Genomic DNA, 12,178 nt, shown 5'->3' on the forward strand with positions numbered 1-12,178 from the left:
TGATGCGCGGGCCCGTCGCCGACCGGGCACACTTGATCCTGTGACCGTTCGAGTTGGAGCCCTACATCTGGGGTGGGACGTGGTGTCCGTCGCCGCGGGTGGCGGTGCGAACCCGGTCCGCCCGGTACAGGTGGAGGGCACCTACACCCCGCCCGCCTACCTGCTCGCCGACGCCGCGGGCAGGCTGCACACCGCCGGTGTCGACCGGCAGCGACCGGACCTGGGGATGGCGATCGCCGACGTGCGCGACATCCTCGGCCACCCGCAGATCGTGATCGCCGGCGCCACCTGGCCCGCCGAACTGGTCTTCCGCGCGCGGCTGTACAACCCGCTGGCCTCGATCGGCAAGTACCTGCAGGGCAAGCCGCAGGTCGTGGCGCTGCCGTATCCCGACAGCTGGCCCGAGGACAAGGTCGAGGTGTACGCGGCGCTGGTCGAGCAACTCGACGTGATCGTGGAACCGCTGCCGGAGAGCGTGGCGCTGTCGGGTTATGTGCGCGCGCTGGGGCTGGTGTCCCCGCCCAGTGAGCGGCACCGCAACGGCGTCGGCGCCACCGGGATCTACTCCGACGGTCGATCGCTGCTGGTCGTGGCGGTACACGGCGACGACGAACAGCCCACCGAATCCACCGAGGTCCCGGTCGGCGCCGAGGCACTGCGCGACGCCCGCACCGCCGACAACGTGGTGATCGAGGCGATGGCCGCGGCCCGCTCGATCGGCGCCGACACCTCGACGGTGCTGCTGGCGGGCAATGTCTGCTTCAACGACGCGCTGCGCTTCGCCTTCCAGAATCATCTCGGGCAGCGTCTGCACGTGGCCGATCATCCGATGCACGCGCTGGTTCTGGGCGCGGCGCATCTGTTGGTCACCGAGCCTGACGAAGACGACGAGGAGGATGATTATCCGGCTTCCGGACATCCCGCTCAGGCCGTCGCCGCGCAGGTCGGGTGGGGTGCGCAACCCACGGCACCGCCCGCCGCGCAACCGCCGGGACCAGCCGGATTCGTCGCAGGACCGGCTCAACAACCCAGCACGCCTCGGCACGCGCTCGACGCCGACAGTCGTGGCGGGCTGCTGGGCAAGGTGAAGAAGGGTTTCCTCGGTGCCCCGGCCGTGGTCGGCGCGTTGGCGTTGGTGGCGCTGCTGCCCGACCCCGCCGTCGCCTCGGCCACCGAGCAGGTGAACTGCTCGTTCACCCCCTACGCGACCACCGTCCCGCGCGAAGGCATCGCCACCGCGCGCGCGACGTTCGTCGACGACTGCGCGACGCCGGGTATCGACACCCTGCGGTACCTCATCCCGCGCGCGACCGACCCCGGACCGCCGGTTGTGATCTGACGTCCCGATTGGGACTCGGTCATGCGTGGCTGGTATCGTTGCCCGTTGGCGTGTGGAACGTCGAACCGTTCGCGGGTCGGCGTCAGCTCGATGTCCTGGGTCTCCACCGGCCGCCAGGACGCTTCGATCCACCCGACAAGGGCCGGCAACACCGACGACAGACAGGGATTCACTGTGCCTACGTACAGCCCCAAGGCGGGTGACACTACCCGTAACTGGTATGTCATCGACGCCACTGACGTAGTCCTCGGCCGTCTCGCCGTGCAGGCCGCTGGCCTGCTGCGCGGCAAGGGCAAGCCGACCTACGCACCCCACGTGGACGGTGGCGACTTCGTCATCATCATCAACGCGGAAAAGGTTGCCATCTCCGGCAACAAGAAGCAGAACAAGCTCATCCACCACCACAGCGGACACCCTGGCGGCCTCAAGTCGCGCACTGTCGGCGAGGTGTTGGCGACCCGTCCCGATCGTCTCGTGGAGAAGGCCGTCAAGGGCATGATCCCGAAGAACAAGCTGGGTAACGCGATCGCGGGCAAGCTGAAGGTCTACGCAGGCCCGAACCACCCCCACACCGCGCAGCAGCCGGTTCCGTTCGAGATCAAGCAGGTGGCCCAGTGACCGCTCCTGAAGAGTTCGCAGCCGAAGAATTCGACGCCACCGACGAGGTCATCGTCGAGATCGTCGAAGACGGCGAAGCCTACGATGATGCCGAGTACGTCGAGGAAGAGCTGGCCTTCGAGCCGCTGTCCCTCGACCGCCCGGTGCAGACCGTCGGCCGTCGTAAGGAAGCCGTCGTTCGCGTGCGCATGGTGCCCGGCACCGGCAAGTTCGAACTGAACGGTCGCACCATCGAGGATTACTTCCCGAACAAGGTGCACCAGCAGCTCGTGAAGTCCCCGCTGGTCCTGGTCGAGCGTCTCGAGAACTTCGACATCTTCGCTCGCCTGGTCGGCGGCGGCCCGTCGGGTCAGGCCGGCGCTCTGCGTCTGGGCATTGCCCGCGCGCTGATCGTGGTCACCCCGGACGACCGTCCCGCCCTCAAGCGTGCCGGCTTCCTGACGCGTGACCCGCGTGCCACCGAGCGTAAGAAGTACGGCCTGAAGAAGGCCCGTAAGGCGCCTCAGTACTCGAAGCGCTGATTTACGCACTGTCGAGGGCCGTCTTCGCTTACTTTTGGTGAAGACGGTACCGTCGGCGGAGCATGTGCGAGAGCAGGCTTCCAGCACGGCTGGTCGCCTGCTCTTGTGCTATCTGGACCTACGACGGTAGAGGGTTTATGGGACGGCTGTTCGGTACAGATGGAGTTCGAGGGCTTGCCAACGAGTCGCTGAGCCCCGAGCTCGCGATGCGCGTGGCGGCCGCGGCGGCGCAGGTGCTCTCGCGCGGCAAGAAGCGTCCGGTGGCGGTGCTGGGTCGCGACCCGCGTGCCAGTGGCGAGATGCTCGAGGCCGCGGTGACCGCGGGCCTGACCTCCGTCGGTGTCGACGTGCTGTCGGTGGGCGTGCTGCCCACGCCGGCCGTGGCGTATCTGACCGGCCTGTACGACGCGTGCTTCGGCGTGATGATCTCCGCCTCGCACAATCCCATGCCCGACAACGGAATCAAGATCTTCGCCGCGGGCGGGCACAAGCTCGACGACGCCATCGAGGCACGGATCGAAGCCCTGGTCGCCGAAGGCGTCACCGTACGCCCGACCGGCGCGGGCATCGGCCGGGTGCGTGGTGATTACACCGTCGAGGGCACGCACGAGCGGTATGTCGAGCATCTGCTGGAATCCACCGGGCAAGACCTGTCCGCGTTGACTGTTGTGGTCGACTGCGCGCACGGTGCGGGCTCCGAGGTGGCGCCGCAGGTGTACCGGGAGGCGGGCGCGACGGTGATCGCGATCAACGCCGAACCCAACGGGCTCAACATCAATGATCGTTGTGGCTCAACGCATTTGGACAATGTGCGAAGCGCGGTGCTCGAGCACGGTGCGGATCTGGGCATCGCACTCGACGGTGACGCCGATCGTTGTCTTGCCGTGGATGCCGCCGGTGAGGTCGTCGATGGTGACGCGATCATGGCGGTGCTGGCGTTGGCGATGCGCGAGGCCGGCGAGTTGGTCGACAACACGTTGGTCGCGACCGTGATGAGCAATCTGGGTCTGCATATCGCGATGCGCGCCGCCGAGATCACCGTGATCACCGCTGCGGTGGGTGACCGGTATGTGCTCGAGGAGCTGCGTCGCGGTGGGTACAGCCTGGGCGGTGAACAGTCCGGGCACGTGGTGTTCCCGCGGTTCGGAACCACCGGTGACGGGGTGCTGACCGGTCTTCGGGTGATGGCGCGGATGGCGCAGACTCGTTCGTCGCTGGCGTCGCTGGCCTCGGTGATGACCACCGTGCCGCAGGTGCTGATCAATGTCCCGGTGTCGGACAAGGCTGCCGTCGCGGCTGCTCCCGAGGTGCGCGACGCGGTTGCCGAAGCCGAGCGGATCTTGGGGGAGACCGGGCGAGTTCTGTTGCGGCCCAGTGGAACCGAGCAGTTGGTGCGGGTGATGGTGGAGGCCACCGATCCGGCACAGGCTCGCCAGCTGGCCGACGATCTGGCCAAACGGGTCGCTGCGGTCTAGTTGCCTGGCGGGTCCGGTGCGCGACAACTAGTATTGGGATACGCCGTAAGGACCTGTGTGCTCGTGGCGCGTGTGTGCTGCTCGGCGCAGGCGGTTACTGTTGGCGCGCACCACGATGGAAAAGGGGGCCGATCATGGTTCCGTCGCTGCCAGCCCGCAACTATCCGTACGAGTACGGCGAAGCAGACCAGCCACACCGCTGCGGTGGGGCGTGTGGGCGGCCGGGGTGTCGCGAAGTGCCGCAGGGGTATTCGCACACGGTCCCGATTCGCGACGAAGGCTATGGTCAGCCCGCGTATGAACCGGTTGTCGAGCCGCCGAGCACGCGCGCGTTCGCGGTGCCCCGGGTGCCGCGCTCTCGTTCGTTCATCGCGGTGGTCGCCGTGCTCGGTGTCACCGCCGGTGCCGGGCTGATCGGGGCGAAACTGGGTTCCGATATCGACCTGTTCGGTGCGGCCGAACCTGTTGTGGTGCAGTCCTTTTAGAACTGTCCGGCGACGAAACCGGTGAACAGCACGGCGAAGCCGCCGATCTCGCCCGCGATGAGTCCGTACATCGACAGCCGCAGTTCGGCGGGGATCTGCCCGTCGAACTGGTTGGCGGTGTCGCGTCGTTTGCCGTGCAGGGCGTAGCTGGCGATCGCGCCGACGAAGAACGCGAGAATCACCAGGTCGGCGGTGAGATTGACGATCGTGGGCCAGGCGCTGAGCTCGGTGAACACCGCCAGCAGGATTCCGGCGAAGGAATACATCAGCGCGGCGCGGTGGGCGATGTCGACGTAGACGTGCGCCGCGCCGTCGACCCGGATGCCGTGGTACTTCCAGATCCCGAGCAGCAGCGCGCTCAGAAAGATGAAACCTGTGATGAGCAGGGTGATTCGGGTGTCGACACCTAACATGGTCATTCCTCGGTGAGTAGCCCACCGGACATGTGCCAACGACGGGTCGCACGAACAGAATCCAGCATCCGGCGATCGTGCGTCACCAGAATCAAAGTGCCGGTGAACGATTCGACGGCCTGCTCGAGCTGTTCGATGGCGGGCAGGTCGAGATGGTTGGTCGGTTCGTCCAGGACCAGCAGGTTCACCCCGCGCGCCTGCAGCAGGGCCAGGGCGGCGCGGGTGCGTTCGCCGGGGGACAGGGTGTCGCAGGCGCGGGTCACGTGCGGGCCGCGCAGGCCGAATTTGGCCAGCAGCGTGCGGATTTCGGCGTCGGGCCAGTCGGGCATCGCGGCGGCGAAGGTGTCGGCCAGGGGTTCCATGCCGCGGAACAGTCCGCGCGCCTGATCGACCTCGCCGATCTGCACACCGGAACCCAGTGCGGCGGAACCGGAATCGGGTGCGAGCTTGCCCAGCAGCAGGCCGAGCAGGGTCGATTTGCCCGAGCCGTTGGCGCCGGTGAGCACGATCCGGTCGGCCCAGTCGATCTGCGTGGTGATCGGGCCCAGCGTGAACTCGCCGCGCGCGACCGTGGCGTTGTTGGCCGTGGCGACCACCGCACCGCTGCGTGGCGCGGTCGCGATCTCCATCCGCAACTCCCACTCCTTGCGCGGCTCCTCGACCACGTCCAGGCGTTCGATGCGACGCTGCGTCTGTCTGGCCTTGGCGGCCTGCTTCTCGGTGGACTCGGCCCGGGTTTTGCGGCCCATCTTGTCGGAGTCGTTCTTGCCCTTGCGGCGGGCGTTGCGCACACCGTGCTCGAGCCAGTTGCGTTGCATCTGCGCGCGCGACTCCAAACCTGCTTTGGTGTCGGCGAATTCGTCGAAGGCCTCGCGGGCGTGCTTGCGGGCGATCTCGCGTTCGGCGAGATAGGCGTCGTAGCCGCCGTCGTAGAAGCCGGTCTGCTGTTGGGCCAGATCCAGTTCGAGGATGCTGTTCACGGTGCGCGCCAAGAACTCTCGGTCGTGGCTGATCACCATCAGGGGTACTCGCACGCCTTTTACGAACTTTTCCAGACGGTCCAGGCCGTCCATGTCGAGGTCGTTGGTCGGCTCATCGAGCAGCAGAATGTCGAAGCGGGACAACAGGACTGAGGCCAGCCCGGCGCGTGCTGCCTGGCCGCCGGACAGGCCTGTCATCGGGGTGTCTAATCCGCTGGCCAGGCCGTTGGTGAGACCCAAGTCGGCGGCAACTTCTTCAGCTCGCTGGTCGAGGTCCGCGCCGCCCAAGGCGAGCCAGTGTTCCAGTGCTGGGGAGTAGTCATCGTCGCCACCATCGCCGAGGCGTTCCGCGGCCGCGTCCATCACCTGCTGTGCGTGCGCGACTCCCGTTCGGCGCGCGAGGAATTCGAGCACCGGCTCGCCCTCGACGCGTTCCGGTTCCTGCGTGAGGTAGCCGACGGTCGCGTCCGGCGGGCTCAGCACGATGCTGCCCTCGTCCGGATCGCGTTCGGCCAGCATCCGCAGCAACGTCGACTTGCCCGCGCCGTTCACCCCCACCAGCCCGATCACATCGCCGGGAGCCAGCGTGAAATCCAGGTCGGCGAACAGGGTCCGTTCGGCGTGCCCCGCGGAGAGGCCGTTGGCGTGCAATGTCGTGCTCACCTCGACAATTGTGCCCGTCTCAGGGTCTGACCCTGAGGTCGGGGCCCGCGGAAATCAGGGTGCGTATAGGTCTGTGGACCGATGCGGGTGCGGGTCCTCCGACGGCAGAGTGGAGATATCACCGCTCCACAGGAAGGCACACCATGACCGCCCCCGCCCGCCGCCTCACCCGTTCCACCAGCAACAGCTGGATCGCCGGCGTCTGCGGTGGTCTCGCGCAACGCTACGGCTGGAACCCCAACGTCGTCCGCCTGGTCTTCGTCGCCTCCTGCCTGCTCCCCGGCCCCCAGTTCCTGATCTACCTGGCCATGTGGATCCTCATCCCCAAGAAGTAGCCCGACCCCCGCGGCAGCCGCTCGCGGATGAGACTATGGAGGCACCCCCGCCAAGTCGTCATCCGCGAGTTTTCCGTTGGAGGAGCAGTCATGGTCACCTCGGGCGAGTTCCCCGGCCTCGGCCTACCCGACATCGACGCCCACTCATCTTTGGGCGGCCTCGGCGCCGTAGAACTGAACAACCCGTCCCTGGACCTGGACAACGACGGGGTCGCCGACTCCCTGTCCACCGGCGACACCGACTCGACCAGCATCTGGTCCGATTACGACCATGATGGGTTGGCCGACCATGTGACGGTCGTGGAGGAGGACGGGGATTATGCCGCTTGGGAGTATCACCGGCATCCGGATGGGACGTCGGAGTGGCGTAGGACTGACCAGGGGAACCTGGAGAAGTAGATTTCGGCCCGCCGGTGAGGGAACCGGCGGGCTGTCTCGTGCGTCGAAGTAGGTAGGGCGCCGGTGTGGCGTGCCTCGAGAGCTGGAGGTGGGGGATGGGAACAACAGTTTCGGGCGGGGTCGTGGTGAAACCGGAGGCGATAACGCAATCGGTCGCAGGCTTGCAGACCGCGGTGACCGAGGTGCGCAAGGCGGCAAAGGCTGTAGACGCCAACAGCTGGGGCGACGGCATGAACGGTGCCGACTACGAAGCCGGCCGTGCCTACCTCGAACAGGGAAAACGCATTGCGGCAGGACTCGACCGAACCGTCACGTGGCTCAAGGTATGGACCACGGCAGCCGAGGCGGTCGCCGGCGCGATCGGCAAGGCGACCGTCGAGTACACCGACGTGGACGGGAAGAACGCACGCGATTTGAACCAGGTCGCGGCGAAATGACCTCCGACGCGGCGAGGGGGCCGGCATGACCAGATCGGTGAACGACATCCTCGACGAGGGCGCCAAGGGGCTGCTCTACTTCGAACAGTTGTTGCCGCGGTACCAGCAGGCCTTCGGTGGTATCGGTGTCAGCGTGTCGATCGACCAGATCGAGGCCCGCTACGACCAGGAGCGGGGGATGAACCTCGCGAAGCTCGATACGGCGGCTACCGAACTGCAGAAGATGCTCGGCGTCGCCGACACCCAACGCACCGCGCAAACGGCAGCGGCGAACTCGCTGGGGTCGGCATGGCAAGGGAACGCGGCCGAGGCCGGAATCGGACGTCTGCGGGAGATCGTCGGCATGGCGGCCCAGGACCGGGAGAAGGTCGCGACCCTTGCCACCGCGATGTCGGGTGCCGTGCCCGCCTTGCAGCAGATCATCGAGGCCAAGGCGAACACGGTGAAGGCCTTCGCCGCGGGAAACCGGCTCGACATCGGGAGTCAGAACACGCTGATCACCATCGGCGAGATAACCGTGGTGGACATCGACCAGATCATCCGCGGTAGTAAATCGGGGGACCTGCTCCCGTCTCTGCTGAACCGGCTGGTCGGAGTGAACGAGATCGAGGACCGCACCAAGGATCTCGATCGCGGCTCCGACCAGTGGAAACAGGCCGTCAGAGAGATCTGCGACGACTGGCTGAAAACTGTCTTCCAGAAAGAGTTCACCGACAAACTCGATCTGTTCAACGCCCAATGCGCGACCACACGGACTGCTGTTCAAGACGAGTACGCGGCCATCGAGGCGGCGGCGGCCGGGGTCGAGGAGCGCAGCTATCCGTCGGTTGCGGGCAGCGGGACTGCGCCCGTCGAAAACGGCGATTCGAGCAAGGCGAAGGGTGACGGGTCGAAGGGCAACGGTGATCAGTCGCAAGGGAATGGTGGACAGTCGCAGGGCAGTGGTGGCCAGTCTCAGGGCAGTGGTGGCGGGACCACCGCGGCGGGAGCCAAGACCGACGACACCGCGGCGGCAGCCGCATCGCCGGTGAAAGCCGCGACGCCGACCACCGACGACTCCGCCAACACCGATACCAGCGCCGCGCTGACCGCCCTCACCTCGACACTGAGCGAACTCGGCACCACCGTGTCGAGCGCATTGACCGGCGAACTCGGCACCGCGCTCACCTCGGCGGTCGAGTCGGTAGGCACCTCCATCGGTGACGGCATCGAGCAGTTGACCGAGCAGGCGAGCGGTCTGCTGTCGGGTGAGCACGAGGCTTCGTTCCAGCTCGGTGATACCAAGGTGAGCATCGAGGCCGGCGAGAACGGGCTGGCGTTGACGACCACCGACGCCAACGGTGACACCCAGCAGTATCGGCTGACGTTGGACGAGAACGGGCAGCCGGTGATCGAACCGGAGTCGGGTTCTACCTCCAAGGATGATTCCAACGGTGTGTTGGGTTCGGGCACACCGGAATCCGGTACGGGACCGGCCGAACCCGAAGCTGAGTCCGGGGTTGGCGGGGCAACCCCGGGAACCCCGACCCCTCCCGAAACCCCGGTCGCCCCCGAAACTCCGGTCACTAGCGATGGAGGTAACGGTGACCAGTCCCCAGGTTCCGTCGGCGGCGGTATTCCCGGTGCCCAACGCCCACCCCAGCAAGAATCCGACGGCGAGCACACCCCAACTGTCGACGACCACCCAGTGACCAACCCCGGTGACTCGGGCGCAGTCCTCGCCGAGGCAGGCCCACTGTGAGAACCGTTCGCACACCGAGTTCGATAACGGGAGAATGATCCACCGTGGACTACGCCGCCGAGATTGAGCAGATCGCCGCGGAAGCACGCCGCCGCTCGGCGATCCTGATGGACGAAATCGACGAGATCAACCGCCAAACCGCACTGCGCGCCGAACAATTCGCCATCGACGCAGCCCAACGGCTACGAGAACTAGAGGAGCCCGCCGAGGAACCAGCGGAGCCCGAGCCCGTTGCGCCACAAGCGACTGTCGAGCAATGGGGCCAACCTGTGGTGCACGCACAGGTACCCCCACCCCCTCCGTCGGTCGACCCCAACTGGACCCCGGAACAGCAACAACAAGCCGAAATCCGCGCAGCAGTCGCCCGCGCAAAAGCCGCCCGCCAAGCCCAATCCACCGTCGCCCCCACCGACGGCGACTTCGACCCGGAATCCGAGTACTACCGCCGATCGACCTGGCTGGACTAACCGGCGTAATCGCCCACTTCGCCCCCGAACAGTCAGAAATCTGGCGGTTGAGGCCACCGATTGGTCGATTACGCCGGACAGACCAGGATGGGGTGGCAAGGATCGCCCACCTTTGTCACCCGGCCGCCGTCGAACCCTGTCGCTGAACCGGCGGCCTGGCCCGTTGTTGGATACGATGGCGCCGCCGACGTGTGGGTAGGGGTGGCTATGGTCGAGTTCATTGCTGGGTTCGCGGTTGAACGCGTGCTCGGGCGGGGTGGGATGGGGACGGTCTATCTGGCTCGGCATCCCCGGTTGCCGCGGTCGGTGGCGCTGAAGTTGTTGGACGAGAACATGTTCGGTGACGCGGAGGTGCGGGCGCGGTTTCAGCGGGAGGCCGATCTCGCCGCGCGACTGGATCATCCGAACATCGTCGCCGTGTACGACCGTGGCGTGGAAGGGAATCGGCCCTGGATCGCGATGCAGTACGTGCGGGGGACCGACGGGGCCGCGGTCGGGGTGTTCGAACCGATGCGGGCGGTGCGGGTGGTCAGCGAGGTGGCCGGTGCACTGGACTTCGCGCACAGCCACGGGGTGTTGCACCGCGACATCAAGCCCGGCAACATCCTGCTCGGCGAGTCCGTACACGGCCTTCCCGAGCGAGTGATGCTGGCCGACTTCGGGATCGCGCGCTTACGTGTCGATCAGAATCCGCTCACCCAGACCGGATCATTCACCGCCACACTGGCATTCGCGTCTCCCGAGCAGCTAGCGGCATCCACGCTCGACTCACGATGCGACCAATACTCGCTGGCCTGCGCCTTTTTCGCGATGCTGACAGGCGCGTCACCATTCCACGCGACCAACCCGGTAATGGTGATCCAGTCACACATGTCAGCCCCGCCACCGCCGGTGACCCGATTCAGACCGGACCTGCCGCTCGAATTGGATGCGGTGCTGGCGAAGGCGATGGCGAAACGGCCCTCGGACCGATTCGCGTCCTGCGGAGAGTTCGCGGACGCGGTGCAGCACGCGTTCCGGACGTCGGCCGATGAGGCCTCGGACACCGGTTCGCTCGTCATGGCGGGCTCGGCGATGGTGTCGGTGGGTGCGCACGCACCAGCACCACCAAGACCCGCAGCGCCGAGCCCGGAACCACCCAGACCTATGGACGCGATGCCACAAGTGACGGACCGCAGGGCCGTCGACTGGGGACCGGTGCGACCCCCGGAAGTAAAGGGCAGACCGGGCTCGATCGCGATGACCATGAAACGGGAAGCCCCACAGCCCCGCAACCTCCAGCAGCGTGAACCACGCCTACAACCACGACAGATGCTGATCCTGCTGTACGTGTCGGTGCTGGCCGTGCTGTTCGTCCTGATCACCACTGACATCACCAACTGGTAGTCGCACCGATCAGTGCGAGGCCCGGGCTGCGTATTCTGTTTGCGACACAGCGAATTCAGGGGGATGCATGTATCAACGAGTCGACCAGCGGCCGTCGGGCGGTGGGACCGGAGTGACTGCGGCGGTCTTCGCGTTGCTCGGGAGCACGGCCGGGTTGATCGGGTTGATTTCCTTGGTGACCGAGTACGTCCGCTATGAGTACTCGCCCGGCCTGAACTGGTTCTCGGTCCTCGGGGGCTGAAGACAGGTGCACTGTCTTGCTGGCGCTGGTGGAGCTTGGGCGGGCTCGTCGCGATGGTCGGCCGATCCCGCTGATCGGGGTCGCAGAGGAGCCTCCGCAAGGGTCCTTCAGCCCGAAGGGATGATGAGTCCGCTACGTCGAATAACTGTCGAGATGGCGGCGGACCTCTGCGGCGAAAACGCGGGTGCCGGTTCGTTCCAGCACTGACAGGAGGCCGGTGACTGATCTCGGGTCTCGACGGTAGGAGGATGCTTGGCCGCGCAATGTCGAGATTGTCAGGCCGGGGTGGAGGTCCAGTTGGTCCAGGAGGAATTCGTCGGGGGTGATGGCGGTGAGGTCGTACGGCTTTACGGCGCGTTCGGGGAAGTCGCGGATATTGAAGGTGACGAGAACCTCGGCGGCTGACCGCACAGCTGCGGCGAGTACGTGCCGGTCCTTCGGGTCGTTCTCCATGCCTTCGATCAGCGACTCGTAGCCGGTCACCATCGCGTCTGGGAAAGCGGACTGCATTTTTGCGATTCTGCTGTCGACGCTGTCCGCCGCGATATCGCAGCGATATCGCGGCGGATGAGGCTGCCGCGGAGTTCTCTCAGAACATCGGCAGACCAGAGCGGACGGAACATTTGGGCATCCGCCATGCGAAGAAGTGTGTCGGAAAGGTAAGCGGGGTGCAGAACA

General features: G+C 66.2%; 15 protein-coding genes. 12 read left to right on the plus strand and 3 right to left on the minus strand.

Annotated features, from left to right (window positions below):
- Nucleotides 1-40 precede the first annotated feature (40 nt).
- The 5 genes from ACFWVD_RS09275 to ACFWVD_RS09295 all read left to right on the plus strand — a co-directional run bounded on the left by ACFWVD_RS09275 (nucleotide 41) and on the right by ACFWVD_RS09295 (nucleotide 4,438).
- Nucleotides 41-1,339, plus strand: coding sequence for a hypothetical protein (locus ACFWVD_RS09275; protein WP_379241500.1), 1,299 nt, complete (start codon nucleotides 41-43; stop codon nucleotides 1,337-1,339).
- 174 nt (nucleotides 1,340-1,513) lie between these two features.
- Nucleotides 1,514-1,957 carry a 50S ribosomal protein L13 gene (rplM, locus tag ACFWVD_RS09280; protein WP_379241501.1) on the plus strand — a complete coding sequence of 148 codons (444 nt, stop codon included), beginning with the start codon at nucleotides 1,514-1,516 and terminating at the stop codon, nucleotides 1,955-1,957.
- Entirely contained in the window at nucleotides 1,954-2,478 is a 525-nt protein-coding gene (rpsI, locus tag ACFWVD_RS09285) for a 30S ribosomal protein S9 (protein WP_379241502.1), read from the plus strand. The genes rplM and rpsI overlap by 4 nt, the downstream gene beginning before the upstream one ends.
- A 137-nt stretch (nucleotides 2,479-2,615) precedes the next feature.
- Complete coding sequence (gene glmM / locus ACFWVD_RS09290; protein ID WP_379241503.1) at nucleotides 2,616-3,953, plus strand: phosphoglucosamine mutase; 1,338 nt, start codon at nucleotides 2,616-2,618, stop codon at nucleotides 3,951-3,953.
- 134 nt (nucleotides 3,954-4,087) lie between these two features.
- Nucleotides 4,088-4,438: a hypothetical protein gene (locus tag ACFWVD_RS09295; RefSeq protein WP_379241504.1), complete on the plus strand. Its 351-nt coding sequence runs from the start codon at nucleotides 4,088-4,090 to the stop codon at nucleotides 4,436-4,438.
- Here the strand turns inward: ACFWVD_RS09295 and ACFWVD_RS09300 are convergent.
- Nucleotides 4,435-4,857: a hypothetical protein gene (locus tag ACFWVD_RS09300; RefSeq protein WP_379241505.1), complete on the minus strand. Its 423-nt coding sequence runs from the start codon at nucleotides 4,855-4,857 to the stop codon at nucleotides 4,435-4,437. The genes ACFWVD_RS09295 and ACFWVD_RS09300 overlap by 4 nt on opposite strands.
- Nucleotides 4,854-6,494, minus strand: coding sequence for an ABC-F family ATP-binding cassette domain-containing protein (locus tag ACFWVD_RS09305; protein WP_379241506.1), 1,641 nt, complete (start codon nucleotides 6,492-6,494; stop codon nucleotides 4,854-4,856). Before ACFWVD_RS09305 ends, ACFWVD_RS09300 begins: the two co-directional genes overlap by 4 nt.
- Before the next feature lie 143 nt (nucleotides 6,495-6,637).
- On the opposite strand from ACFWVD_RS09305, the gene ACFWVD_RS09310 reads away from it, so the two are divergent.
- The 7 genes from ACFWVD_RS09310 to ACFWVD_RS09340 all read left to right on the plus strand — a co-directional run bounded on the left by ACFWVD_RS09310 (nucleotide 6,638) and on the right by ACFWVD_RS09340 (nucleotide 11,500).
- Nucleotides 6,638-6,829, plus strand: coding sequence for a PspC domain-containing protein (locus tag ACFWVD_RS09310; protein WP_379241507.1), 192 nt, complete (start codon nucleotides 6,638-6,640; stop codon nucleotides 6,827-6,829).
- A 90-nt stretch (nucleotides 6,830-6,919) separates the two neighbouring features.
- Entirely contained in the window at nucleotides 6,920-7,228 is a 309-nt protein-coding gene (locus ACFWVD_RS09315; RefSeq protein ID WP_379241508.1) for a DUF6802 family protein, read from the plus strand.
- A 122-nt stretch (nucleotides 7,229-7,350) separates the two neighbouring features.
- Nucleotides 7,351-7,665, plus strand: a complete 315-nt coding sequence (locus ACFWVD_RS09320) for a hypothetical protein (protein WP_379241509.1) — start codon at nucleotides 7,351-7,353, stop codon at nucleotides 7,663-7,665.
- 25 nt (nucleotides 7,666-7,690) lie between these two features.
- Nucleotides 7,691-9,406 (plus strand): hypothetical protein, encoded by a 1,716-nt coding sequence (locus ACFWVD_RS09325; protein ID WP_379241510.1) that lies wholly within the window; start codon nucleotides 7,691-7,693, stop codon nucleotides 9,404-9,406.
- A gap of 44 nt (nucleotides 9,407-9,450) precedes the next feature.
- A complete protein-coding gene (locus ACFWVD_RS09330) occupies nucleotides 9,451-9,873 on the plus strand; it encodes a hypothetical protein (RefSeq protein WP_379241511.1) in 423 nt (140 codons plus the stop codon).
- Nucleotides 9,874-10,080: 207 nt separating this feature from the next.
- Nucleotides 10,081-11,259, plus strand: a complete 1,179-nt coding sequence (locus tag ACFWVD_RS09335; protein ID WP_379241512.1) for a serine/threonine-protein kinase — start codon at nucleotides 10,081-10,083, stop codon at nucleotides 11,257-11,259.
- A gap of 67 nt (nucleotides 11,260-11,326) precedes the next feature.
- A complete protein-coding gene (locus tag ACFWVD_RS09340) occupies nucleotides 11,327-11,500 on the plus strand; it encodes a hypothetical protein (RefSeq protein WP_379241513.1) in 174 nt (57 codons plus the stop codon).
- 132 nt (nucleotides 11,501-11,632) lie between these two features.
- Here ACFWVD_RS09340 and ACFWVD_RS09345 read toward each other — a convergent pair whose 3' ends face one another.
- On the minus strand, nucleotides 11,633-12,010 hold the full coding sequence (locus ACFWVD_RS09345) for a hypothetical protein (RefSeq protein ID WP_379241514.1): 378 nt from the start codon (nucleotides 12,008-12,010) through the stop codon (nucleotides 11,633-11,635).
- Nucleotides 12,011-12,178: the final 168 nt, after the last annotated feature.

Source organism: Nocardia sp. NPDC058666 (assembly GCF_042714895.1).
Classification (GTDB): domain Bacteria; phylum Actinomycetota; class Actinomycetes; order Mycobacteriales; family Mycobacteriaceae; genus Nocardia.

What these genes read in the sequence shown, in the direction of transcription:
- ACFWVD_RS09345 (WP_379241514.1), bottom strand. Translation starts at nt 12,010, where the DNA reads ATGCAGTCCGCTTTCCCAGACGCGATGGTGACCGGCTACGAGTCGCTG.
- ACFWVD_RS09340 (WP_379241513.1), top strand. Translation starts at nt 11,327, where the DNA reads ATGTATCAACGAGTCGACCAGCGGCCGTCGGGCGGTGGGACCGGAGTG.
- ACFWVD_RS09315 (WP_379241508.1), top strand. Translation starts at nt 6,920, where the DNA reads ATGGTCACCTCGGGCGAGTTCCCCGGCCTCGGCCTACCCGACATCGAC.
- ACFWVD_RS09295 (WP_379241504.1), top strand. Translation starts at nt 4,088, where the DNA reads ATGGTTCCGTCGCTGCCAGCCCGCAACTATCCGTACGAGTACGGCGAA.
- ACFWVD_RS09300 (WP_379241505.1), bottom strand. Translation starts at nt 4,857, where the DNA reads ATGACCATGTTAGGTGTCGACACCCGAATCACCCTGCTCATCACAGGT.
- glmM (WP_379241503.1), top strand. Translation starts at nt 2,616, where the DNA reads ATGGGACGGCTGTTCGGTACAGATGGAGTTCGAGGGCTTGCCAACGAG.
- ACFWVD_RS09335 (WP_379241512.1), top strand. Translation starts at nt 10,081, where the DNA reads ATGGTCGAGTTCATTGCTGGGTTCGCGGTTGAACGCGTGCTCGGGCGG.
- ACFWVD_RS09310 (WP_379241507.1), top strand. Translation starts at nt 6,638, where the DNA reads ATGACCGCCCCCGCCCGCCGCCTCACCCGTTCCACCAGCAACAGCTGG.
- ACFWVD_RS09325 (WP_379241510.1), top strand. Translation starts at nt 7,691, where the DNA reads ATGACCAGATCGGTGAACGACATCCTCGACGAGGGCGCCAAGGGGCTG.